A 21,327-nucleotide genomic window follows, 5' to 3' on the forward strand; every position below is an offset into this window, starting at 1 on the left:
CGCTGGACCCGCGCGGCGCTCGCGGTAAGGAGACGTTACCTGATGTTGCCAAAAATCGCCGTGGTCGAAGACGAAGAGGCGCTGAGCGTCCTGCTGCGTTACAATCTGGAAGCTGAAGGCTTCGACGTCGATACGATCCTCAGGGGTGACGAGGCGGAGATCCGGCTACAGGAACGCCTGCCCGACCTTCTGATCCTCGACTGGATGTTGCCTGGCGTCTCCGGCATCGAGCTTTGCCGTAGGTTGCGCCAGCGCCCGGAGACGGAGCGGCTGCCGATTATCATGCTGACGGCGCGCGGCGAGGAAAGCGAGCGCGTTCGCGGTCTGGCGACCGGTGCCGACGACTATGTGGTCAAGCCCTTCTCCACGCCGGAGCTGATGGCCCGCGTCAAGGCGATGCTCCGCCGGGCGAAGCCCGAAGTTCTCTCGACGCTGCTGCGCTGCGGCGACATCGAGCTCGACCGGGAAACCCATCGCGTCCATCGCCGCAGCCGCGAAGTTCGCCTGGGGCCGACAGAGTTCCGCCTGCTGGAGTTCCTGATGTCCTCTCCGGGCCGTGTCTTCTCGCGCTCGCAGTTGCTGGACGGCGTCTGGGGCCACGACATCTATGTCGACGAGCGGACCGTCGACGTGCATGTCGGCCGCCTGCGCAAGGCGCTGAACTTCTCGACCATGCCTGATGTCATCCGCACCGTGCGCGGCGCCGGCTACTCGCTCGAAAGCTGAGAAGGGCAAACAGAAGTCAATAAAAAAGGGGCCGATCGGCCCCTTTCGTTTTGGTCCTGTGCGGATCCTTAGCGCATCCGACGGCGCTCGGCGGACGGCTGGTAGGCAAGCCGCGCATGAAAGCTGCAATAGGGCGAAGCTTCCGGGGAATCGTTGCCGCAGAAGTGGAACTCTTCCTTCAGCGGGTCGCCGATCGGCCACTTGCAGGTGCGTTCCGTGAGCTGGGTTAGCTCGAGGCGGCGCGACATCGGCACGACCACGTCGGTCTGGATGCTGAAATCCTGCTCGGCAACGAGATCGACTTCGATCTCTTCCTTGAGAACGGTGGCGCCGGACGGACGGGCAACGGTGCGGGTCGAAACGCGCGAGGCGTAGTTCGGAGCGCGCGGCGCCGAGGTCGGCCGCTTCGGGCGGGCCGCCGCAGTGGTGCTGCCGCCGGCTTTGGCACGGCCTGGAAGGCTCAGGCGATGAACCTTGCCGATGACAGCGTTACGGCTGACGCCGCCGAGCTGTGCCGCGATCTGGCTTGCGCTCAGGCCCTCGGACCAAAGCTTCTTCAGTTTCTCCACCCGCTCGTCAGTCCAGTTCATTTCTGCACTCTCCGTTCTCAGCGTTGGGGATGGCAGAATCCCTCACCGCACCCCGGTTGAATCCCGAGGTTGCAAACGCGATAACTCTTTTGGTGACTAGGTCCGCCGCATGCGTCTAGTAATTGAATGTTAACGTACTGACCGTCGGACTCCGTGGCAAGAGTCCCGGGATTCACGCCGAATCGATTTCGTAGTTTTCCCCAACTTGCTCGGCTGGCGTTGCATTTTTGCAAGCCCTTCCGGGCGATTTTTTCGCCGCCGGGAAACGGGCTTCTCTGTTGCACTGCAAGGCTTGGTTTTATTGACATTGCGGCGCGAAATAGGAATAGTGCCTGCGCCGCCGAAAGGCGGCATTTTTGATTTTTATCGGGCCGCATGAAGCAGCGGGACCGATGCCGACTGGAGTAAGGAGAGCCTCGCATGACTGCAACCACGCCGCTTTACGATACCTACATGCGCGCGCCGTTGCGTTTCGAGCGAGGAGAGGGCGTCTGGCTGATCGCCGAAGACGGCTCGCGCTATCTCGACTTCGCCGCCGGCGTTGCCGTGAACTCGCTCGGCCACGCGCATCCGCATCTCGTCGAGGCGCTGAAGGCGCAGGCCGAGAAGGTCTGGCACCTTTCCAACCTTTACGAAGTTCCCGGTCAGGAAAGTCTTGGACGCCGCTTGGCGGCCGTCACCTTTGCCGATCGGGTCTTCTTCACCAATTCCGGTGCGGAAGCGCTGGAATGCGCGATCAAGACGGCGCGGCGGTACCACTTCGCCAAAGGCCAGCCGGAGAAGTTTCACATCATCACCTTCGAGGGCGCGTTCCACGGTCGCACGATCGCGACGATCGCCGCCGGTGGTCAGCAAAAGTACATTGAAGGTTTCGGGCCAAAGGCCCCAGGGTTCTACCAGGTTCCGTTCGGCGACATCGCGGCCGTCAAGAATGCGATCACCGAGGAGACCGCCGCGATCCTGATCGAGCCGATCCAGGGCGAGGGCGGCATCCGTCCCGCGACCAAGGAATTCATGCAGGAACTGCGCGCCCTCTGCGACGAATTCGGCCTGCTCCTGATCCTCGACGAGGTTCAGACCGGCGTCGGCCGCACCGGCAAGCTTTTTGCCCATGAGTGGACGGGCATCCGCCCGGATATCATGGCCGTTGCCAAGGGTATCGGTGGCGGCTTCCCGCTCGGCGCTTGCCTGGCGACGGAAGAGGCGGCCGCCGGCATGGTGGCGGGCACGCATGGCTCGACCTATGGCGGCAATCCGCTGGCGATGGCCGTCGGCAACGCCGTGCTCGACGTCATCCTCGCTGATGGCTTCCTCGCCCATGTGCGCGACGTCGCGCTCGTCTTCCGCCAGGGCCTTGCTTCGCTGAAGGATCGCTATCCCGATGTCATCGAGGATATCCGCGGCGATGGCCTGATGCTGGGCATCAAGGTGAAGGGCCCCTCGGCCGATCTCCTGAAGGAGATCCGCGCCGAGAAGCTCCTGGCCGTGCCGGCCGGCGACAACGTGTTGCGCCTGCTGCCGCCGTTGACTGTGACGGCGGAGGAAGCACGCGAGGGCCTCGTACGCATCGAGCGCGCCGCCGAAGCAGTGACGAAGGCAAGTGGTAACGCTGCGGCCTGACCGATAGGGCCAAGACTGACCCAGGATGGTAGAATGACCTTCGTGCGTTCACGCCGCTGCGTGGCGCACATAGGTTCGATTTTTTGAGGAACCGAGTACGATGGCAGGCACCAGACACTTTCTCGATCTTTCGGCCATGACGGCCGCCGATCTTCGGACGATCATCGATGATGCCCGCGTCCGAAAGGCGACGACCAAGGCCGGAACCGCCGAGAAGCCGCTCGCCGGCAAGATGCTGGCGATGATCTTCGAAAAGCCGTCCACCCGCACCCGTGTGTCCTTCGATGTCGGCATGCGCCAGCTCGGCGGCGAAACCCTGTTCCTTTCGGGCACGGAGATGCAGCTCGGTCGCGCCGAGACGATCGGCGATACGGCGAAGGTCCTGTCGCGCTATGTCGACGCGATCATGATCCGCACCACCGACCATCGCCGCCTGCTGGAATTGGCAGAACACGCGACGGTACCCGTCATCAACGGCCTGACCGATGACACCCATCCGTGCCAGATCATGGCCGACATCATGACCTTCGAGGAGCATCGCGGACCGGTGAAGGGCAAGACGATCGCCTGGACCGGCGACGGCAACAACGTGCTGCACTCGCTGATCGAAGGCTCCGCCCGCTTCGGCTATCGCATGAACATGGCCGTGCCGCTCGGCTCCGAGCCGCAGGACAAGATCCTGAACTGGGCCCGCAACAACGGCGGCGAGATCCTGCTGTGTCACGATGCCGAGCAGGCGGTCGCCAACGCCAATTGCGTTGTCACCGACACCTGGGTGTCGATGAACCAGGAGCATCGTGCCCGCGGCCACAACGTCTTCCAGCCCTATCAGGTCAACGAGGCGCTGATGAAGCAAGCGGCATCCGATGCGCTGTTCATGCATTGCCTGCCGGCGCACCGTGGAGAGGAGGTGACCGACGAGGTGATCGACGGTCCGCAGTCGGTGGTCTTCGACGAGGCCGAAAACCGCCTGCATGCGCAGAAGTCGATCATCGCCTGGTGCATGGGGCTCGTCTAGGCCCTTGCGAGCGCCGCGGTGAGCGCGATGGCGCAGCGCTTCGGCGGCTGTGAGGCTGGCTATTGACATTGCCGCCGTGCGACACGATCTAGGCGGCTGCAGGGCGCTCCTGGCAACAGTGAAGCGCCGACTGCCACGGGTGGTGCGCGGCGCAATGGCTGATGGCGCATATCCGGTGGACAATCCGTTTATCGCGGGATCGATTGAGACAGCGGGCACGTTGCGCCGGGGGACAGGAATGTCCCCGGCGCAACGCAGTTGCTGAGGCAAGGAGCAAGACATGACTGACATGACGCCAGGGCTTGGTGAATTCGACTTCGCCGGTGACGATCACGTCGTGCCTTTCCAGGTGGAAGGCCTCGACGTGCGCGGCCGCGCCGTGCAGCTCGGCCCGATGCTCGACGCAATTCTGGAGCGCCACAACTATCCGCTTCCGGTCGCGCGGCTCGTTGCCGAAACCGTCGTGCTGACGGTTCTGCTCGGCACTTCGCTGAAGTTCGAAGGCAAGCTGATCGTCCAGACGAAAGGCGATGGTCCGGTCGATCTCGTCGTCGCAGACTTCTCGACGCCGGATCGCGTGCGCGCCTATGCCCGCTACGATGCAGATGCGCTTGCCGACGCCGAGAAGGATGGCCGCACCCTTTCGCATGAACTGCTTGGCAAGGGCGTACTCGCCTTCACCATCGACCAGGGCGCTCATACTCAGCGCTATCAGGGCATCGTTGCGCTGGACGGCGCCACGCTGGAAGAAATCGCTGGCGTCTATTTCCGCCAGTCAGAGCAGATCCCGACCAAGGTCAGGCTCGGCGTTGCCGAGCTGCTCGACCGCGATGAAAGCGGCAAGCCGCGCCATCGCTGGCGTGCCGGCGGCATGGTCGCGCAGTTCCTGCCGGAAGCGCCGGAGCGCATGCGCCAGCCTGATCTTTCCGGCGGCGATGGCGATGACGGGGAAGGCGTCTTCGAGGATGACGATCTCTGGGCGGAAGCCAAGGTGATGGTCGAGACGATCGACACCGACGAGCTGACCGACCCGATGGTCGGAACCGAACGCTTGCTCTACCGGCTGTTTCACGAGCGCGGCGTTCGCGTCTATGAGCCGCAGGCGGTTTATGACCGTTGCAGCTGCTCGCGCGAGAAGCTGCACTCGGTGCTCGCCAATCTGGACGCTGATGATATCGAAAGCACCATCGAGGATGGGGCCGTGAAGGTCACCTGCGAATTCTGCTCGACGACCTATCGTTTCGAGGCAAGCGAAGTGCGTCCACAGTAGCCGGCGCCACTCCGGATCAAGCTAGTTCAGGGTACGCACGAGCCCGGGTGAATCGAGCGAGAAGGCGGGGATGGCCACGTTGAAGGTCTCTCCGCCTTCCGCTTCCATACTGTAATGGCCGAACATCACGCCCGACGGCGTATCCAGCGGGCAGCCGGACGAATACTCATAGGTGTCGCCGGGATTGAGCAGCGGCTGTTCGCCGATCACGCCGGGACCGCTGACCTCATCGACCTGCCCATTCTCATCAGTGATATGCCAGTAGCGGGTCATCAACCGCACGGCTGCGTCCGAATGGTTTGAGATGACAATGCGATAGCCCCAGACATAGCGGCCGTCATCGGGGTCCGACTGCTCTTCGAGATAGTACGGCTCCACCGTAACTTCTATGTCGCGGGTCAAAGCGCGATACATGGGCAACACCTTGCTTCGGTCTTTCAGGGTATTCTACAGCAAGATGGTTTCGTCAAGAATAACGGCAAGATTGTGCATACCCATTCTGGGGCAAGGGCTTGCGGGTATCCGGATCGGCTGTTCGAACCCGCTCGATCCCGCTGGTGAGGCCATATTGGATGGCGGGGCGCCCGCTGCATGAGCGCCACGAGGGATCGACGGCCGCCGTCTGTTGTGGCGGCCGTATCTTTTCGTTGCCTCAGGCTTTGACGGCCTCAAGCGCGCGGGCGAAATCCTCGACGACATCCTCGCTGTCTTCGATGCCGGCCGAGAAACGCACCGTGCCGGCGGAAATGCCCAGCTCTTCGCGGGCCTCGTCGGTCAGGTTCTTGTGCGTCGTCGTTGCCGGATGGGTGATCAGGCTCTTGCTGTCGCCGAGATTGTTGGAGATGCGCACGATCTCGAGCGCATTCTGCAGCGCGAATGCCGCATCCTTGCCGCCCTTCAGTTCAAAGGCGACGAGGGTGGAGCCGCCGGTCATCTGCTTGGCGATGATGTCGGCCTGCGGGTGATCCTTGCGGCCGGGATAGATGACCTTCGCCACCTGCGGCTGCTCAGCCAGGAAGTCGGCGACGCGGCGTGCGGTTTCCGTCTGCTGGCGCACGCGCAACGGCAAGGTTTCGATGCCCTTCAGCAGCGTCCAGGCATTGAACGGCGACATGGCCGGGCCGGTATGACGGAAGTAGTCGTGCAGGTTCTCGTTGATCCATTCCTTGTCAGCAAGCACGACGCCGCCGAGGCAGCGGCCCTGGCCATCGATATGCTTGGTGGCGGAATAGACGACGATATGGGCGCCGAGTTCCAGCGGCTTCTGGAAGAGTGGCGTCGCAAAAACGTTGTCGACGACGACCTTGGCGCCGATCTGGTTGGCGAGCTTGGCCACACCGGCAATGTCGATGACTTCGAGCGTCGGGTTGGTCGGGCTTTCCAGGAAGAAGACCTTGGTGTTCTTCTGGATCGCCTTTTCCCAGTTGGCGAGATCGCGTCCATCGACCAGCGTGCATTCGATGCCGTATTTCGGCGCCAGCGTCTCGACCACCCAGCGGCAGGAACCGAACAGCGCACGGGCGGCAACGATATGATCGCCGGCCTTCAGCTGGCAGAGGATTGCCGCGGAAACGGCAGCCATGCCCGAAGCCGTGGCGCGCGCGTCTTCGGCGCCTTCCAGCATGCACATGCGCTTTTCGAACATGTCGTTGGTCGGGCTGCCGTAGCGGGCATAGATGAAGCCTTCGGTCTCGCCCTTGAAACGCGCTTCTGCCGCCTCGGATGTCTCGTAGACGAAGCCCTGGGTGAGGAAGATCGCCTCGGACGTCTCGCCGTGCTGGGAGCGGGTGGTTCCGCCGTGGACGAGTTGTGTTGCCGGGCGCCAGTTTTTGCTCATGTGACGATCACCTTCAAAAACAAAAAAAACCGGCCGCAAAAATGGGCCGGTTTGACACCCGGCCTTTTTAGCTACTTGTTTAACGTGGCTGCAAGCCGACCGGCCAAATCACCACGGGATAAAGCTTCAATACTGCTAGGGTGCGCTTGCGTCAATTCCCGGAGTTTGGTTTTGTCTCGCAACTGGAAAGAGGACTGCAATGGCCCGCGATACTGGGATTTTGGCCGACCGCGCGATCGCCGCGCTGCTCGAAACGGGGCGCCTGAAGAGCGAGAGGCCGCTGGATGACGATCAGATCCAGCCGGCAAGCCTCGACCTGCGCCTTGGCGCCAAGGCTTTCCGCGTCCGCGCGAGCTTCATGCCCGGCCCGTCCCACCTCGTCGCCGACAAGCTCGACCGGCTGAAGCTGCATGTCGTCGATCTCACCGACGGTGCCGTGCTTGAAACCGGCTGCGTGTACATCGTGCCGTTGATGGAGAGCCTGGCGCTGCCTGCGGGCATGTCGGCCTCGGCCAATCCGAAAAGCTCGACCGGCCGCCTCGACATCTTCACCCGCGTGATCACCGACCGCGCCCAGGAGTTCGACAAGATTCCTGCCGGCTATAGCGGTCCGCTCTATCTCGAAATCAGTCCGCGCACCTTCCCGATCGTCGTGCGCCGTGGTTCGCGCCTGTCGCAGATCCGCTTCCGCATGGGCCAGTCGCTGCTCTCCGAACAGGAGCTGCTGGCGCTGCATGAAAGCGACGTGCTGGTGGCGAGCGAACGCCCGAATGTCAGCGGCGGCGGCATTGCGCTGTCGATCGACCTCAAGGGCACCGGTCCGGAGGGTCTGATCGGCTACCGTGGCAAACACCACACCGCGGTCATCGACGTCGACAAGAAGGCGCAGCACAAGATCTTCGATTTCTGGGAGCCGCTCTACAGCCGCGGACGCGACGAGCTGATCCTCGATCCGGACGAGTTCTACATCCTCGTCTCGCGCGAAGCGGTGCATGTGCCGCCGCTTTACGCGGCCGAGATGACGCCGTTCGATCCGCTGGTGGGCGAGTTTCGCGTGCACTATGCCGGCTTCTTCGATCCCGGCTTCGGCCATGCCTCTGCCGGTGGCAGCGGTAGCCGCGCCGTTCTGGAAGTGCGCAGCCACGAGGTGCCGTTCATCCTCGAACATGGCCAGATCGTCGGCCGCCTGATCTATGAACACATGTTGGAGCGTCCTGACGGTCTCTACGGCCTCGGCGTCGGCTCCAACTACCAGGCCCAGGGCCTGAAGCTTTCGAAACATTTCCGCGCCGAGTAGGGATTTTGCACGGGACCCTCGTGCGATACCGCGCAAGGGTCCTTGACAGATCGTCCCGGTTCGGGAAATTTCGCAGGCATCGCGGGTGTAGTTCAGTGGTAGAACGCCAGCTTCCCAAGCTTGATGTCGTCGGTTCGATCCCGATCACCCGCTCCAATCCTTCCTGAAGCCTCTTTTGCCTCGTTCGAGCGAGACCTATGGCCAGTTGCCTTGCGGACGGTTACTTTACCGCTCGATGAATCATCCCGCGGTTCCAAGCGCCGCCCCTGAGACAAGAACCGTGCCGGCCCGCTGCCCATGAGATTTCTTTCCCTGTTCGCTCTCTGCGCGTCCCTGATCGCAACGCCGCTTGCGGCCCAGCCCAGGGACCTGCCCATTCTGTTCGATGCGCGCGAACGCATCGCCAAGCCCGATCTCACGGGCCTTGCGCGCTTGCGCTTCCTGACGACGGTCGACTTTCCGCCGTTCAACTTCATCGATCAGTCCGGCAAGCTCTCCGGTTTTCACGTCGATCTCGTGCGCGAGATCTGCCGCGAGCTCGACATCGAAGCCAAATGCCAGATCCAGGCAGTGACCTATGCGGAACTGCTGCCGGCGCTGGAGCAGGGGCAGGGCGAAGCGGTTGCCGCCGGTATCGCCGTCGGCCCGGAACTGCGCCAGCGCTTCGGCTTCTCGCGCGCCTTCATGCGGCTTCCGGCCCGCTTGGCCATCAACACCAAGGCGGCCGGCGCCGTGACGGGTCCGAAGGACCTCAGGAAAAAAACGGTCGGTGTCGTGGCGGGCACCACCCATGAGGCCATGTTCAAGGCGTTCTTCCCGAGTATCGGGGCCAAGGTCTTCCCAGATCGCGATGCCATGCTCACGGCACTGCAGAAGGGTGAGGTGCCGGCGGTCTTTTCCGACGGTTTGCAGCTTTCCTTCTGGATCTCAGGCACGACTGCCGGGGGCTGCTGCGCACTCGTCGATGGTGCCTATTTCTCGCAACGCTTTCTCGGTGAAGGCCTGACGATCATGAACCGCAAATCCGAACCGGCGCTGACCCAGGCGATCGACCACGCGCTGCTGGCGCTTTCGCGCAGCGGCCGGCTCGAGGAAATCTACCTGCGCTACTTCCCCAACGGCATCTATTGAGCGCCCACTGCATGTTTCCTTTAATCGTACCCGGTCAAAGGTCAAAAACATGCAGCAATTCAAAGTGCTACAGCGACCTTTGCGCGTCTGATAAGACGCGCAGCGCTGTAGACAGCTTGGCGTGAACGCCAGGAAATGATGAGCTACCGGCGGAAGCGGGCAAGCGCCCCTCGTTCGATGGCGGCGCAGGTGAGCTTGTCGAGACCGAGGCGGTCGCGCAGCAACTGCAACAGCCGGATCTCTTCGTTGCGAATGCGCTGGTCCGCGGCGGCGATCTCGACGGCAAGTGCGTAGGCCGTCTCATGGAACTTTTCCGGAAGCGCCTCGCGCACGATTTCCAGAGCGATGTCCAACCCCTCGGGGGCCGCGAGCTGGGCGGAGCATTCGTGGCCGATATGGACGAGCTGATCCTCGTTGAACCCCTCGAAGACCGGCAGGAACTGCACCAGCCGGCCGATGCGGGTGAATTCGTCGTCGCTCATCTCGCGGTCGACCGCCGACATCATCACCATGACATAGATGAGCGCTTCGTGGTGGCTGAGGCTTGGCAGCATGGGTCTTTCCAGCGGTAGCGCAATTCCGGGAACGGCGTGAAGCGGTTTTTCATCCGGAATTGCATAGTTTCAAAGAGTTGGATCATCTCACTGTCTCAACGATCAGATGATCTGGACGGTTGAGAGCTGGGAATTGCCGCGGCTGTTTACAAGTCCGGCTGCGGCTCGTCCATCCCGGTGCCGAGCGTTGGGTCGTCAAACGTCATCGGCGTGTGACTGAGGTCGCGCGGATCTTCGCCATAGAAGCCGAGCTTCGCCTGGTGCGCGGCGTCGGCCCGCTTCTTCAGCGGCGAGCCGGGTACCGGCGTCGCCCAGCCGTTGTCGACGAGCCAGGTTGCGAGATCCTGTCCACCGAGAGAGCAGGAAGCAGTGGCCGATGTGCCGGCGCTTCCCTCGGGCATGTCGCAGCTGACCGCACGTGCGCGCAGGAAGTTTCTGAAGGCCGTCCGTGCGACGATGCCGCAGGGCCAACTCTTCCCCCCGGTTTCGCAGGTTCTCTCTGCCTGCTCGGGCTCGATGCCATCGATCTGCAGCGTGAGCTTGTCGAACTGGATCACACCGGCGGCGATCGCCACGGGGCGATAGAGGATGGTCGGCCCGGCGGTCGCCTTCGCTTGCTTCTCCGGCTCTGACAGCGGGGCACGCGGCTCCGCGCGTTCGAGCGGCGCGCCGGTGACGGTGTCGGGCAGACCGAATTGTTGCGGCTCGATGGCGCGTGCGGCGTTTTCCGTCGTCGACGTCTGCGGTTGATCGCCGGTCGTAACCGCACCGGGCTGCGCGGTGCCGTCGGTCGGTGTTCCCAAGTCGAGCGGTACGTTATCATCCGTTTCGGCGTCATCCGGCGCCGGCTCGATTTCCGTCATGTCGGGCGTTTCGAGGACGAAGTCCGGCGTGGCGGCACTCTCGCGGTCGCGAATGGCGGCTGCACCCGCGTAGAGGATGCCGGTGAAAAGCGCGATCGCGGCGATGCCGCCGGCAAGGGAGTATAAATGCTGCCGCATCAGGAAGAACGTCCTATTGGCTGGCCCAGATGATCCGGGCGATCCATTCGATCTGGCTGATCTCGAAGCCCCGGTTCGGGTGCTCCGGGTTGAGGGAAAGGAGTTCGATCGTGCGCGGCGTCTGGCGTGTCAGGACCTTCGCCATGACCTCGCCTTCGCGTGTCTTGACCACGACGCGGTCGCCGCGCCGAACCTGCGCCCCCGGATCGACGATCAGGGTGTCGCCGTCGCGGTACAGTGGCAGCATGCTATCGCCCTGCACCTCAAGCGCGTAGATGCCCGTCCGGCGTTCCGCCACTGTTGGAAAGTCGATCACGTCCCAGCCCTGGCCGGCCGGAAAACCGCCGTCGTCGAAGAAGCCGCCGGCACCCGCCTGGGCGAAGCCGATCAGCGGGATCGCGGCACTTGCAGTCGCCGGGGTGGCCTGAGTGTCATTCGGGCTCAACAGGCTGGTGAACTGGTCCATCGTGGCGCCGGTCGCCTCGAGCACCTTGGCGATCGATTCCGTCGAAGGCCAGCGTTCCCGCCCGTCGGCAGAGTGGCGCTTGGACTTGTTGAAGGAGGTGGGGTCGAGCCCGGCGCGGCGGGCGAGACCGGAAGGCGAGAGCTGATTGCGCTCGGCCAATGCATCGATGGCGTGCCAGATCGTGCCGTGAGACAACATGCGAAAGGTCCGGGCCGAACAGGCGGCCACTTGCTGGGTTTGTTCGACACCACACTATCGAAACGCGAAGTACCGGTAAAGAATCCGAAGGAAAATAGTCCTTTCTCCGTCATTTGCTTTGGGGGCGGCGGCCCCTATAGTTCGCGTGACGGGCAGGACAGGCTTTCATCGGAGGGAACGTTTGTTGGCGCGCATGAGATCGGAGCGTCTGCTGTTCGTGGCCCTCGCTGCGGCGATTGCCGGGATCGCGCTGGAGCATGAGCTTCTCGAAATGGGGCGCCTGGCAACGCTTCTCGGTGCCGCCGGTCTCGTGGTGGCGATCGTGCTCGCCTCGCTGCGCGTGTCGCACCATGCCGAGGTGCTGGCGTCCAAGGTCGGCGATCCCTATGGCACGATGATCCTGACGCTCTCGGCGGTCTTGGTCGAGGTCGTCGTGCTGGCGATCATGATGACCAGCGAGACCTCGCCGACGCTCGTGCGCGACACGATCTATGCGGCCGTCATGCTCGATATCAACGGCATCCTGGGCCTCGCCGCCCTGCTTGGTGGCCTGAAACATGGAGAGCAGCCCTATAACGACGATTCCGCCCGCACCTACAGCGTCATGATTCTGACGGCGATGGGCATCTCGATGGTCGTTCCGGAGTTCGTGCCGGCGGCGAGATGGCATCTCTATTCGGCCTTCACCATCGGCGCGATGATCACCCTCTATGCCCTGTTCCTGCGCATGCAGGTGGGGGTGCACAGCTACTTCTTCAGCTACAGCTATCCGAAGGCGAAGGGCGAGGGGAGCGCGATACAGGGTGGGCCGGATCAGCCGGTGCTGCCGTCGATCGTGATACTGATCCTTGGCATCGTGTTGATCGGCGTGCTGGCGGAAGTGATGTCGTCGCTGCTGACCTCGGGCCTGAAGGGGAGCGGCGCCCCGCCGGCGGTGACCGCCATCGTCGTTGCCGTGATCTCTGCCTCGCCGGAAGTCATGACCGCGATGCGGGCGGCACTCGCCAACCGCATGCAGGCGGTCGTCAACATCGCGCTCGGGGCATCGCTTTCGACGGTCATCCTGACGGTGCCGGTCATGGAGGCGATCGCGCTCTATACCGGCCAGCCCTTCCTGATGGCCATGTCGCCGGTGCAGACGGTGATGGTGGCGGTCACTTTGATCGTGGCCGCGATCAACCTCAACGACGGCCAGACCAACGCCATTGAGGGCATGACTCATTTCGTGCTGTTCGCGACCTTCGTCATGCTGTCTGTGATCGGGCTCTGAGCGGATGAAGTGCCTGTTCGTATAGCCTCAGGCCGTCGCCTTTTCGCGTGCCTTTCTTGCCACCACCTCTTCATAGGCTGCCTGCAGTGTAGCGCGCACCCGCGGCGGACCATCGAGCAGCGCGCCGAGATGATCGTGTCGCAACTCGTCCATGAAGCGGTCCCAGAGTTCCGGACCGCCGTTTTCCATCTGCTCGGCGCGAATACTGAGCTCTTCGCTGACCGGCAGATAGCGCCGCCCCCAGGCGCCGAGCTGGGCCATGATCGGCACCAGCGCGATCGTCATCTCCGTGAGACTGTAGATCGCCTTCTGCTTGTGCGTGGGGTCGTCCGCCTTGGTCAGCATGCCCTGCTCGACCAGCATCTTCAGCCGATCCGCCAGGATGTTGGACGAGATGCCCTCCTGGGAACGCAGCAATTCCCGGAAGTGCCGTTTACCGCCGAAGATCATGTCGCGAATGATCAGCAGGCTCCATTTGTCGCCGAACACTTCGAGCGAAAGATTGATCGGGCAACCCGAGCGAATGTCGTCCTTCATTGGCACCTCTTCAAAACCGCTTGCATTATCGCATCAGTGAGGCTATCGTGCAACTGCTTTCAAAATTAGAGCAGTTTTTAAATGAAACCAGTTAGGCAAAGGCCAGCGGTATTCGAACATCAGAGGAGAGAGAACATGACCGACAGATCCGTGGAACATGCGAGCTTCACCATCGAGCGCAGCTTCAAGGCGACGCCGGGACAGGTGTTCAGGGCTTTCTCCGAGCCGGCTGCGAAGGAACGCTGGTTCGTCAGTGCTGACGGGCCGGTGGCCGAATTCAGCCATGACTTCCGCGTCGGCGGTCGCGAGAGCGGTCGCTTCAGCCAGGACGGCGAAACGATCTATCATGACGACACCATCTATCTCGACATCGTCGAGAACCGCCGGATCATCTTTGCTTACACGATGGCTGAGAACGACAAGAGGATCTCGGCGTCCGTCGCGACCGTCGACATTCAGCCGGAAGGCAACGGTACGCGCCTCGTCTTCACCGAACAGGTTGCCTTCCTCGACGGGCTCGACAAGCTCGAATACCGGCGCGACGGTTGGCAACAATTGATCGGTGTGGCACTGGCAGAGGAACTCGGCGAAGCGGCTGTTGCTGCGTGACGCAGCAATCGGTCTCGTGAGCGCATTGAACCCCCGAGACCTTTCTGTCTCCGGAGGGTCTCAGTGCATGGCCGCGATCGCGCTGCCGGCGATGCCCACCGAAAAAAGGGTGAGACAAACGGCAGCAATCCGTCGCGGCAGATGCGAGGCCGACAAGCCCTTCGACATCTGCACCAGCATGGCGCCGGCGCCGATCCAGGTCGATCCGGCGGCGACGACCAGCAGCGAGAAGCCGGCGATCCAGGGCCAGACGGCGGCCAGTCCAGTCTGTGGCAAGAGCACCAGGGCGACGATCAGCGCCTTCGGATTGAGCAGCGTCGTAACGAAGACCTGGCGGATGGAGATGACGACACCTTCGCTGCGCTCGGCATCGGTGGTCCAGAGCGCATAGGCGAGGTAGAGAACCCAGCAGGCGGCGACGAGCCTGAGCGCAAGGCCGAGCTGCGGATGGGCGGCAAGGAATGGCGCCAATAGTGCTACGGCCGGGATGATGACGGCGAGATAACCGCCGAGCTCGCCGGTGAGCAACGGCAGCGAACGGCGGAAACCGGCAGAGGCGCCGGACAGCCAGAGCAGCGTGTTTGTCGGCCCCGGCGTTGCGAGCAGGATCAGGGCGGCGAGGGCGAAGGTGAGCGGCTGCATGTCGTTGAACCTGGTTTTGTGGCCGTTATCGCCGTCTTCTACCAGCCGCGCAAGCGTCCGCTCTTGATCTCCATCAAGCGTGGCGCCCGATAGTACCGGAATCTACCCGCAAGAAATCGCCACACGTGTCCGTGGGAATGCCTCTTCCGCGTGTGTCGCGGCCGCGCTATCAGACGGGACGCTGCCGCTTCTCTCCCGCCGGCGCGATCGAGGCCTCCCATGAACAAGACCGTACTGTCAGGCATCGTCATGACGACGTTTTCCTATTTCCTGTTCTCGTTGCAGGATGCGTCGGTCAAATGGCTCGTCGTCGGCTATTCGGTCTGGCAGATCCTGTTTACCCGCAGCATCACCATTCTCGTGCTTTGCCTCGTCATCGGCCGCGGCAAGCTGGTGCGCAGCGCCATCTCATCTCCGGTGATCAAGCCGCTCTTCGTGCGCAACCTGCTGCTGCTCGCGGCCTGGCTTTCCTATTTCAACGCGGCGCGCGATCTTGGCCTCGCGGAGATGACGACGCTCTACTATGCAGCGCCGATCATCGTGACGCTGCTTGCCGTGCCGATCCTGAAGGAAGATGTGCCGCCGATCCGCTGGTTCGCCGTTTTCATCGGCTTCGTCGGCGTGCTCATCGCCTGTGACCCGCTCGGCACCGGCATGAAGCTGTCGCTGCCGGTGTTCCTGGCGCTCACCGCCGCCGTCTTCTGGGCGATCGGCACCGTCATGCTGCGCAAGACCGCGCTGCAGGAAACGACCCTGGTGCAGATGACCATCTCCAACGTCTTCTTCATCGCCATGACCGGGCTTGCGGTCGGCTTCTTCTGGACGCCGCCGGCGCTCTTCGACGTGGCACTGATGGCCGGCACGGGCGTCATTGCCGGCGCGGGGCAGTATGCGCTGTTCGAGGGCATGCGCCGAGCACCGATCTCCGTCATCGCGCCTTTCGAATACACCTCGCTCGTCTGGGCCTTCGGCCTCGGTTTCCTGATCTGGGGCGACGTGCCGGCCATGAATGTCTTTGCAGGCGCCGGCCTGATCTTCGCGGCCGGTCTGCTGATCATCGTCGGCGAACGCCTGGCGCACCGTCGCGCCGGTGCTGCCGCTTAGAGGATATCGAAGCGGTACGGCCCCGATGGAACGCCGCTTCAGGCCTTGATGACGAGGGCTTCAGGCACGCGGCCGGTCAGCCGGAAGAACAGATGGGACGTGACAAGCACGTTCGGGTCGGCCAGGTGGCGGTCGAGTGCGGCGAGATCGTCGTCCAGTTGGGCCTTGTCGATGAAACCCTCGGCGACAAGACCGTCTCGGACATTGTTGATGAAATCCTTAAAGATCGGCCGGCGGTCGTGGCCAGGCGGGTAGACATGTGCGACGGCGTCGACGGAAATTGCCTCGACACCCGCTTCCCGGAACAGCCGATGCAGGCGGCGGCCGATATGGAGGTCGATGCCTCTGGCCGCCGAATAGGCGATATAGGCGGCAAGCAGCCGGTCCCAGGCGGCAAGCGGCGGGTCGCAGACATGCGCCAGGAAATCGGCCTCGAAGCTCGCGATCCAGCCGCCGGGTTTTACCAGCGACACCATTTCGAGCACGATGAGCTCCGGCCGCGGCACGTTGACGAGCACCAGCCGCATATGGGCACCGTCGAAGGAGCGGCGCGGCAGGCCGGTCGCATAGGCGTCGCCCTCGCGCACCTCCACCTGGGGCAGGGCGTGGCTGGCGACGAAACGGCGCGCAAGTTCGACGAAGTGCGGGTCGCGCTCGATACCGAGCACGGAGCCCGTGGGCCCCACGCGTTTGCCAAGCAGGTGCAGCACACCACCGGGACCGCAACCGAGATCGATGACGTGTTCGCCTGGCTGGATGCCGACCCGTTCGAGCTGCTGGTCGGAATCTGGGGCGAGATTGGCGATCTGTCGCTTCAGGCGTTCTTCCTCGGGCCCGGCGCGCCCAAGCAGATAGAGATCAGGCTCGCTCATGGCGTGTCCCCCTCTGATCCCGGCGAGCATGCGCCCGCGCAGGGAGGCCGTCAATCGGGAGGTGCAAGTAGCCTTAACGCACCTGCGACGACATGAAGCGCCGTTCTGCGGTCTCCTCGTAGATGCTGAGACCTTCGCGTCGGTAGAAGGCGACGGCGGGGTTGGTGGCCAGGACGCTGAGGCGCAAGGGCAGGCCAACCGCCCTTGCTTCGCCGAGCACCTGCCTGAGCGCGATCGCGCCATTGCCGCGTTTCTGATGGCCGGGCGCCACATAGAGCTTGTTGACCCAGACATGGTCGTTGCGCACGGTGACCGAGACGCAGCCGACATCCTCGCCGTTCGCAACGATGATGCGATGTTCGTCAAGGATAAGCGCATCCGCCGGACGCGGCCGCCAGTTGCCCCAGAGCGCCATGGCATAGTCGCGCATGCAGGCCTCTTCCAGCCAGTGCAGATAGGGTTCGTCGCCGGCGATCGCGGGGCGGAGCAGGACTTTGTTCATGGCTTCATCACTTGCGCGGCTTCAACCCGAATAGGTCTAACATCGCAACCATAACAACTTGATGGTCACGCGAATGCGGGCGCTGCGTTAGGCCATGAGCCTTGGACGAGCCGTCGCCCAAACGAAAACAGGCCCCGAGGGGCCTGCTTCCAATTCGATGCGCGGAACTTACGCCGCCTGCTTCTTCTCGCCGTAGGGGTCGAAGCGACCGTAGAAGGTCTCGCCGCGCTCGGCCATTTCCTGCAAGAGCGCCGTCGGCTTGAAGTGGCTGCCGTAGTCCTTGGCAAGCTTGTCGCACATCTTGACAAAGGCCTTTACGCCCATGCCGTCGATGTAGGAGAGCGTGCCGCCCGTGTAGGGGGCAAAGCCGAAGCCGAGGATCGAGCCGACATCCGCCTCACGCGGATCGGTGACGATGCCCTCTTCCATGGTGCGGGCGGCTTCAAGCGCGATCGTCGCCAGGAACCGCTGCTTCAGCACTTCGATGTCGATTTTGTCGGCGTTCTTTTGCGGGTAGAGCGTCTTCAGCTCCGGCCACAGATACTTCTTGGCGGGCTTCGCCGGATACTCGTAGAAGCCCTTGCCGTTCTTGCGGCCGCGGCGGTCGAGGTCGTCGACCATCTTGTTGATCAGCGCCATGTGCTTGGGATCGACGGCCTTTTCGCCGAGGTCGGCGACGGTGGCCTTGAGGATCTTCTGGCTGAGGTCGATCGCCACTTCGTCGTTGAGCGACAGCGGTCCAACAGGCATGCCGGCCATCTTGGCGGCATTCTCGATCATCGCCGGCGGCACGCCTTCGATCAGCATGTCATAGGCTTCGTGGATGTAGCGGAAGACGCAGCGGTTGACATAGAAACCGCGGGTGTCGTTGACGACGATCGGCGTCTTCTTGATCGCGGCGACGTAGTCGAGTGCCGTAGCGAGCGCCTTGTCGCCGCTCTCCTTGCCGAGGATCACTTCGGTCAGCATCATCTTTTCGACCGGCGAGAAGAAGTGGATGCCGATGAACTGGCCGGGGCGTTTCGAGTTCTTGGCAAGGCCGGTGATCGGTAGTGTCGAGGTGTTGGAGGCGAAGATCGTGTCTTCGCCGATCACCGCCTCCACCTTCTCGATGACATCCTTCTTGACCTGGCGGTCTTCAAAGACGGCTTCGACCACGAGGCCGACTTCCTTCAGGTCGTTGTAATCGGCCGAAGGCGTGATGCGGGCGAGCAGCGCTTCGCCTTCTTCCTTGGTCAGGCGACCCTTGCCGACCGAATCCTTGACCAGGCCTTCCGAGTGGGCCTTGCCCTTCTCGGCCGCTTCCATGTCGCGGTCGATCAGCGTGACGGCAATGCCGGCGGCAGCCGTCACATAGGCGATCGAGGCGCCCATGAAGCCGGCGCCGACGACGCCCACATGCTTGAACTCCGACTTCGGCACGCCGGCCGGGCGGCGGGCGCCCTTGCCGAGCTCCTGCATCGAGACGAACAGCGAGCGGATCATCGAGAAGGCTTCGGTCGTCTGAAGGATCTCGGTGAAGTAGCGCTGCTCGATCTTGAGCGCCGTGTCGAACGGCACCTGCAGGCCTTCATAGACGCATTTCAGGATGGCAACGGCGCCCGGATAGTTGCCGTAGGTCTCGCGGCGCAGGATCCCGGAAGCGGCCGGCCAGAGCTGGGCCGAGGCCGGCGTCCAGATGCCGCCGCCCGGTACCTTGTAACCCTTCTCGTCCCAGGGCTGCACCGGCTTCAGGCCGTTCTTGATCATCGCCTTGGCGGCGTCGACCAGCTTGTCCGCATCGACGACTTCGTGCACGAGGCCGAGCGCCTTGGCGCGAGCCGACGTCAGCGACGAGCCCGTCGTCATCATCTGCAGCGCGTCCTGCGCATTGGTGAGCCGCGGCACGCGCTGGGTGCCGCCGGCGCCCGGGAAGATGCCGACCTTGACTTCCGGCAGGGCGATCTTCACCGACTTGGAATTGGACGCGACGCGGCCATGGCAGGCGAGCGACAGCTCGAAAGCGCCGCCCATGCAGGTGCCGTTGATCGCCGAGACCCAGGGCTTGCCCGAGGTTTCGAGCTTGCGGAAGAGCCCGGTCATGCGGCCGACGAGGTCGAAGAGCTTCTGGGCGGCGTTATCCGGATCCTTCTTCTTCTCTTCCTGCTGGAAGGTGAACATCGACTTGATCATCGACAGATCAGCGCCGCCGGAGAAGGTCGACTTGCCGGAGGTGAAGACGACGCCCTTGACCGCTGCGTCGGCAGTCGTTGCGTCGACGATGGCGTTGAGTTCCTCCATCACCTCCTGGGTGAAGACGTTCATCGACTTCTCAGGCATGTCCCAGGTGACGAGTGCGATGCCGTCGGCGTCGGTCTCGATCTTGAAATTGGTGTAATTCGTCATGGTTCTCCCCCTCAGTAGAGAATGGGTTCGATGCGCAGCGAGATATTCGATCCGCCGCTGTAACGTTGTTTGCTGGTATTGGTGGCGATCAGCCGGTCGTCGCGCTCGACGCGGATGGTGAAGCCCGCATCGGTGGCCTTATTGAGTTCAGGCTTCGGCACCTGCAGCACGAAGGGCACGCGGGTGGCCTTGCCATCGCTGACGACGGACGTTTCCGCGATCAGCTTGGCAGCGACGTCCATCACGCCTTGCTCTTCGAGCCTGATGGTGACGGTGCCGGCCGGAACCGGGCCGCTCGCGACATTGGTGATCGCACCGGTGAGCGTGAAGCTGTCGCTGCCTTCCTCGTCGGAGACGCAGCCAGCGGCTGCAAGCAGCCCCAGGCCCATCAGCGCGAGAAGAGAGCGGCGCATCACGTCCATCGTCAGACCCTTTCGATGATCGTGGCCGTGCCCATGCCGGCGCCGATGCAGAGCGTGACGAGCGCGGTGTTGAGATCGCGGCGCTCCAGCTCGTCGAGCACGGTGCCGAGGATCATCGCACCGGTGGCGCCGAGCGGATGGCCCATGGCGATCGCGCCACCGTTGACGTTGATCTTGTCGTGCGGGATGTCGAAGGCCTGCATGTAGCGCAGCACGACGGCGGCGAAGGCTTCGTTGAGTTCGAAGAGATCGATGTCCGACAGCTTCATGTCGGCGCGCTTCAGAAGCTTTTCGGTGACGTCGACCGGGCCGGTCAGCATCAGCGCCGGATCGGAGCCGATATTGGCGAAGGCGCGGATGCGGGCGCGGGGTTTCAGGCCCATGCTCTCGCCGCCGGCCTTGGAGCCGAGCAGCACGGCTGCGGCGCCGTCGACGATGCCCGACGAGTTGCCGGCATGGTGCACGTAGTTGATCTTTTCGATTTCCGGATGCGCCTGGATGCCGACGGCTTCAAAGCCGCCCATTTCGCCTGGCATTTGGAAGGACGGGTTGAGCGAGGCGAGCGCCTGCATGTCGGTGCCGGGACGCATGTGCTCGTCACGGTCGAGGATGGTCAGACCGTTCCCGTCCTTGACCGGCACGACGGACTTCTTGAAGTAACCCTTCTCCCAGGAATGCGCCGCGCGCTTCTGGCTTTCCACCGCATAGGCGTCGACGTCGTCGCGGCTGAAACCGTATTTCGTGGCGATGAGATCGGCCGAAACGCCCTGCGGCATGAAGAAGGCCGGCAGGTTGACCGAGGGGTCCATGAACCAGGAACCGCCGGACATGCCGAGGCCGACGCGCGACATGCTCTCGACGCCGCCGGCAATGACGATGTCGTCTGCACCCTGGGCGATCTTGGCCGCGCCGAAGTTGATGGCGTCGAGACCGGAGGCGCAGAAGCGCGAGATCTGCATGCCCGGCGCGCGGGTGGAATAGCCGGCTTCGAAGGCGGCCGCCTTCGGAATCACCGCACCGGCGTCCATGACCGGATCGACGCAGCCCATGATGATGTCGTCGACGGTCGAAGTATCGAGGTCGTTGCGGTCACGCACCGCCTCCAGCATCTTGGCGGCGAGGCGAACGGACGGCACTTCGTGCAGCGATCCGTCCTTCTTGCCACGGCCGCGCGGCGTGCGCACGTGGTCGTAAACGAAGACTTTCGTCATGTCTCATCTCCCTTTCGGCAGCACCGCCAGGTGCTGCCCGTCAAAACATTTTGAAATCGAACGGC

The 21,327-nt window shown here is 63.2% G+C and carries 22 protein-coding genes, 1 tRNA gene and 1 riboswitch; of the genes, 10 read left to right on the forward strand and 13 right to left on the reverse strand.

Annotated features, from left to right (window positions below):
• Nucleotides 1-42: 42 nt before the first annotated feature.
• Entirely contained in the window at nucleotides 43-726 is a 684-nt protein-coding gene (phoB, locus tag AC070A_RS11470; protein WP_057248102.1) for a phosphate regulon transcriptional regulator PhoB, read from the forward strand.
• 68 nt (nucleotides 727-794) lie between these two features.
• Here the strand turns inward: phoB and AC070A_RS11475 are convergent, their stop codons facing one another.
• Complete coding sequence (locus AC070A_RS11475) at nucleotides 795-1,316, reverse strand: GcrA family cell cycle regulator (RefSeq protein WP_057248103.1); 522 nt, start codon at nucleotides 1,314-1,316, stop codon at nucleotides 795-797.
• A 420-nt stretch (nucleotides 1,317-1,736) separates the two neighbouring features.
• Between AC070A_RS11475 and AC070A_RS11480 the strand changes: the two genes are divergently transcribed.
• The 3 genes from AC070A_RS11480 to AC070A_RS11490 all read left to right on the forward strand — a co-directional run bounded on the left by AC070A_RS11480 (nucleotide 1,737) and on the right by AC070A_RS11490 (nucleotide 5,224).
• Entirely contained in the window at nucleotides 1,737-2,936 is a 1,200-nt protein-coding gene (locus tag AC070A_RS11480; protein ID WP_057248104.1) for an aspartate aminotransferase family protein, read from the forward strand.
• Nucleotides 2,937-3,036: 100 nt separating this feature from the next.
• Nucleotides 3,037-3,954: an ornithine carbamoyltransferase gene (gene argF, locus AC070A_RS11485; protein WP_057248105.1), complete on the forward strand. Its 918-nt coding sequence runs from the start codon at nucleotides 3,037-3,039 to the stop codon at nucleotides 3,952-3,954.
• A gap of 280 nt (nucleotides 3,955-4,234) precedes the next feature.
• A complete protein-coding gene (locus tag AC070A_RS11490) occupies nucleotides 4,235-5,224 on the forward strand; it encodes an Hsp33 family molecular chaperone (RefSeq protein ID WP_057248106.1) in 990 nt (329 codons plus the stop codon).
• A 21-nt stretch (nucleotides 5,225-5,245) separates the two neighbouring features.
• Here the strand turns inward: AC070A_RS11490 and apaG are convergent, their stop codons facing one another.
• Nucleotides 5,246-5,638, reverse strand: a complete 393-nt coding sequence (gene apaG, locus AC070A_RS11495; protein WP_057248107.1) for a Co2+/Mg2+ efflux facilitator ApaG/CorD — start codon at nucleotides 5,636-5,638, stop codon at nucleotides 5,246-5,248.
• Nucleotides 5,639-5,876: 238 nt separating this feature from the next.
• Complete coding sequence (locus AC070A_RS11500; protein WP_057248108.1) at nucleotides 5,877-7,061, reverse strand: O-succinylhomoserine sulfhydrylase; 1,185 nt, start codon at nucleotides 7,059-7,061, stop codon at nucleotides 5,877-5,879.
• 46 nt (nucleotides 7,062-7,107) lie between these two features.
• A riboswitch (SAM riboswitch) is annotated at nucleotides 7,108-7,186 on the reverse strand.
• A 74-nt stretch (nucleotides 7,187-7,260) separates the two neighbouring features.
• Between AC070A_RS11500 and AC070A_RS11505 the strand changes: the two genes are divergently transcribed.
• The 3 genes from AC070A_RS11505 (at nucleotide 7,261) to AC070A_RS11515 (ending at nucleotide 9,489) form a co-directional block, all read left to right on the forward strand.
• Complete coding sequence (locus tag AC070A_RS11505; RefSeq protein WP_057248109.1) at nucleotides 7,261-8,358, forward strand: 2'-deoxycytidine 5'-triphosphate deaminase; 1,098 nt, start codon at nucleotides 7,261-7,263, stop codon at nucleotides 8,356-8,358.
• Between the two features lie 81 nt (nucleotides 8,359-8,439).
• Nucleotides 8,440-8,514: transfer RNA gene (locus AC070A_RS11510), tRNA-Gly, on the forward strand.
• Nucleotides 8,515-8,655: 141 nt separating this feature from the next.
• Complete coding sequence (locus AC070A_RS11515) at nucleotides 8,656-9,489, forward strand: transporter substrate-binding domain-containing protein (RefSeq protein ID WP_057248110.1); 834 nt, start codon at nucleotides 8,656-8,658, stop codon at nucleotides 9,487-9,489.
• A 143-nt stretch (nucleotides 9,490-9,632) separates the two neighbouring features.
• On the opposite strand, the gene AC070A_RS11520 is transcribed toward AC070A_RS11515, so the two are convergent.
• From AC070A_RS11520 to AC070A_RS11530, 3 genes are all read right to left on the reverse strand, one after another.
• Nucleotides 9,633-10,043, reverse strand: a complete 411-nt coding sequence (locus AC070A_RS11520) for a tellurite resistance TerB family protein (RefSeq protein WP_057248111.1) — start codon at nucleotides 10,041-10,043, stop codon at nucleotides 9,633-9,635.
• A gap of 146 nt (nucleotides 10,044-10,189) precedes the next feature.
• Nucleotides 10,190-11,044, reverse strand: a complete 855-nt coding sequence (locus tag AC070A_RS11525; RefSeq protein WP_112994407.1) for a thermonuclease family protein — start codon at nucleotides 11,042-11,044, stop codon at nucleotides 10,190-10,192.
• Between the two features lie 13 nt (nucleotides 11,045-11,057).
• A complete protein-coding gene (locus tag AC070A_RS11530) occupies nucleotides 11,058-11,708 on the reverse strand; it encodes a S24 family peptidase (protein WP_057248113.1) in 651 nt (216 codons plus the stop codon).
• A 181-nt stretch (nucleotides 11,709-11,889) separates the two neighbouring features.
• On the opposite strand from AC070A_RS11530, the gene AC070A_RS11535 reads away from it, so the two are divergent.
• The gene (locus tag AC070A_RS11535) at nucleotides 11,890-12,978 is read left to right on the forward strand and encodes a calcium:cation antiporter (RefSeq protein ID WP_082615702.1); all 1,089 of its coding nucleotides are present in this window, start codon (nucleotides 11,890-11,892) and stop codon (nucleotides 12,976-12,978) included.
• Between the two features lie 27 nt (nucleotides 12,979-13,005).
• Here the strand turns inward: AC070A_RS11535 and AC070A_RS11540 are convergent, their stop codons facing one another.
• The gene (locus AC070A_RS11540; RefSeq protein ID WP_057248115.1) at nucleotides 13,006-13,515 is read right to left on the reverse strand and encodes a winged helix-turn-helix transcriptional regulator; all 510 of its coding nucleotides are present in this window, start codon (nucleotides 13,513-13,515) and stop codon (nucleotides 13,006-13,008) included.
• A gap of 135 nt (nucleotides 13,516-13,650) precedes the next feature.
• On the opposite strand from AC070A_RS11540, the gene AC070A_RS11545 reads away from it, so the two are divergent.
• Nucleotides 13,651-14,124 (forward strand): SRPBCC family protein, encoded by a 474-nt coding sequence (locus tag AC070A_RS11545; protein WP_057248116.1) that lies wholly within the window; start codon nucleotides 13,651-13,653, stop codon nucleotides 14,122-14,124.
• Nucleotides 14,125-14,184: 60 nt separating this feature from the next.
• Here the strand turns inward: AC070A_RS11545 and AC070A_RS11550 are convergent, their stop codons facing one another.
• The gene (locus AC070A_RS11550; protein ID WP_057248117.1) at nucleotides 14,185-14,766 is read right to left on the reverse strand and encodes a LysE family translocator; all 582 of its coding nucleotides are present in this window, start codon (nucleotides 14,764-14,766) and stop codon (nucleotides 14,185-14,187) included.
• Between the two features lie 219 nt (nucleotides 14,767-14,985).
• Here AC070A_RS11550 and AC070A_RS11555 point away from each other — a divergent pair, with 219 nt between their 5' ends.
• Nucleotides 14,986-15,870, forward strand: a complete 885-nt coding sequence (locus AC070A_RS11555) for a DMT family transporter (protein ID WP_057248118.1) — start codon at nucleotides 14,986-14,988, stop codon at nucleotides 15,868-15,870.
• Nucleotides 15,871-15,908: 38 nt separating this feature from the next.
• On the opposite strand, the gene AC070A_RS11560 is transcribed toward AC070A_RS11555, so the two are convergent.
• The 5 genes from AC070A_RS11560 to AC070A_RS11580 all read right to left on the reverse strand — a co-directional run bounded on the left by AC070A_RS11560 (nucleotide 15,909) and on the right by AC070A_RS11580 (nucleotide 21,262).
• A complete protein-coding gene (locus tag AC070A_RS11560; RefSeq protein ID WP_065372322.1) occupies nucleotides 15,909-16,742 on the reverse strand; it encodes a methyltransferase domain-containing protein in 834 nt (277 codons plus the stop codon).
• 73 nt (nucleotides 16,743-16,815) lie between these two features.
• A complete protein-coding gene (locus tag AC070A_RS11565) occupies nucleotides 16,816-17,244 on the reverse strand; it encodes a GNAT family N-acetyltransferase (RefSeq protein ID WP_057248120.1) in 429 nt (142 codons plus the stop codon).
• Nucleotides 17,245-17,412: 168 nt separating this feature from the next.
• On the reverse strand, nucleotides 17,413-19,629 hold the full coding sequence (locus AC070A_RS11570; protein WP_113479368.1) for an FAD-dependent oxidoreductase: 2,217 nt from the start codon (nucleotides 19,627-19,629) through the stop codon (nucleotides 17,413-17,415).
• 11 nt (nucleotides 19,630-19,640) lie between these two features.
• On the reverse strand, nucleotides 19,641-20,051 hold the full coding sequence (locus AC070A_RS11575; protein WP_057248122.1) for a YbaY family lipoprotein: 411 nt from the start codon (nucleotides 20,049-20,051) through the stop codon (nucleotides 19,641-19,643).
• A gap of 2 nt (nucleotides 20,052-20,053) precedes the next feature.
• Nucleotides 20,054-21,262: an acetyl-CoA C-acetyltransferase gene (locus tag AC070A_RS11580; protein WP_057248123.1), complete on the reverse strand. Its 1,209-nt coding sequence runs from the start codon at nucleotides 21,260-21,262 to the stop codon at nucleotides 20,054-20,056.
• Nucleotides 21,263-21,327: the final 65 nt, after the last annotated feature.

This window comes from Ensifer sp. GW101-20A05, from assembly GCF_059424735.1.

What these genes read in the sequence shown, in the direction of transcription:
- phoB (WP_057248102.1), top strand. Translation starts at nt 43, where the DNA reads ATGTTGCCAAAAATCGCCGTGGTCGAAGACGAAGAGGCGCTGAGCGTC.
- AC070A_RS11475 (WP_057248103.1), bottom strand. Translation starts at nt 1,316, where the DNA reads ATGAACTGGACTGACGAGCGGGTGGAGAAACTGAAGAAGCTTTGGTCC.
- AC070A_RS11480 (WP_057248104.1), top strand. Translation starts at nt 1,737, where the DNA reads ATGACTGCAACCACGCCGCTTTACGATACCTACATGCGCGCGCCGTTG.
- argF (WP_057248105.1), top strand. Translation starts at nt 3,037, where the DNA reads ATGGCAGGCACCAGACACTTTCTCGATCTTTCGGCCATGACGGCCGCC.
- AC070A_RS11490 (WP_057248106.1), top strand. Translation starts at nt 4,235, where the DNA reads ATGACTGACATGACGCCAGGGCTTGGTGAATTCGACTTCGCCGGTGAC.
- apaG (WP_057248107.1), bottom strand. Translation starts at nt 5,638, where the DNA reads ATGTATCGCGCTTTGACCCGCGACATAGAAGTTACGGTGGAGCCGTAC.
- AC070A_RS11500 (WP_057248108.1), bottom strand. Translation starts at nt 7,061, where the DNA reads ATGAGCAAAAACTGGCGCCCGGCAACACAACTCGTCCACGGCGGAACC.
- AC070A_RS11505 (WP_057248109.1), top strand. Translation starts at nt 7,261, where the DNA reads ATGGCCCGCGATACTGGGATTTTGGCCGACCGCGCGATCGCCGCGCTG.
- AC070A_RS11515 (WP_057248110.1), top strand. Translation starts at nt 8,656, where the DNA reads ATGAGATTTCTTTCCCTGTTCGCTCTCTGCGCGTCCCTGATCGCAACG.
- AC070A_RS11520 (WP_057248111.1), bottom strand. Translation starts at nt 10,043, where the DNA reads ATGCTGCCAAGCCTCAGCCACCACGAAGCGCTCATCTATGTCATGGTG.
- AC070A_RS11525 (WP_112994407.1), bottom strand. Translation starts at nt 11,044, where the DNA reads ATGCGGCAGCATTTATACTCCCTTGCCGGCGGCATCGCCGCGATCGCG.
- AC070A_RS11530 (WP_057248113.1), bottom strand. Translation starts at nt 11,708, where the DNA reads ATGTTGTCTCACGGCACGATCTGGCACGCCATCGATGCATTGGCCGAG.
- AC070A_RS11540 (WP_057248115.1), bottom strand. Translation starts at nt 13,515, where the DNA reads ATGAAGGACGACATTCGCTCGGGTTGCCCGATCAATCTTTCGCTCGAA.
- AC070A_RS11545 (WP_057248116.1), top strand. Translation starts at nt 13,651, where the DNA reads ATGACCGACAGATCCGTGGAACATGCGAGCTTCACCATCGAGCGCAGC.
- AC070A_RS11550 (WP_057248117.1), bottom strand. Translation starts at nt 14,766, where the DNA reads ATGCAGCCGCTCACCTTCGCCCTCGCCGCCCTGATCCTGCTCGCAACG.
- AC070A_RS11555 (WP_057248118.1), top strand. Translation starts at nt 14,986, where the DNA reads ATGAACAAGACCGTACTGTCAGGCATCGTCATGACGACGTTTTCCTAT.
- AC070A_RS11560 (WP_065372322.1), bottom strand. Translation starts at nt 16,742, where the DNA reads ATGAGCGAGCCTGATCTCTATCTGCTTGGGCGCGCCGGGCCCGAGGAA.
- AC070A_RS11565 (WP_057248120.1), bottom strand. Translation starts at nt 17,244, where the DNA reads ATGAACAAAGTCCTGCTCCGCCCCGCGATCGCCGGCGACGAACCCTAT.
- AC070A_RS11570 (WP_113479368.1), bottom strand. Translation starts at nt 19,629, where the DNA reads ATGACGAATTACACCAATTTCAAGATCGAGACCGACGCCGACGGCATC.
- AC070A_RS11575 (WP_057248122.1), bottom strand. Translation starts at nt 20,051, where the DNA reads ATGGACGTGATGCGCCGCTCTCTTCTCGCGCTGATGGGCCTGGGGCTG.
- AC070A_RS11580 (WP_057248123.1), bottom strand. Translation starts at nt 21,262, where the DNA reads ATGACGAAAGTCTTCGTTTACGACCACGTGCGCACGCCGCGCGGCCGT.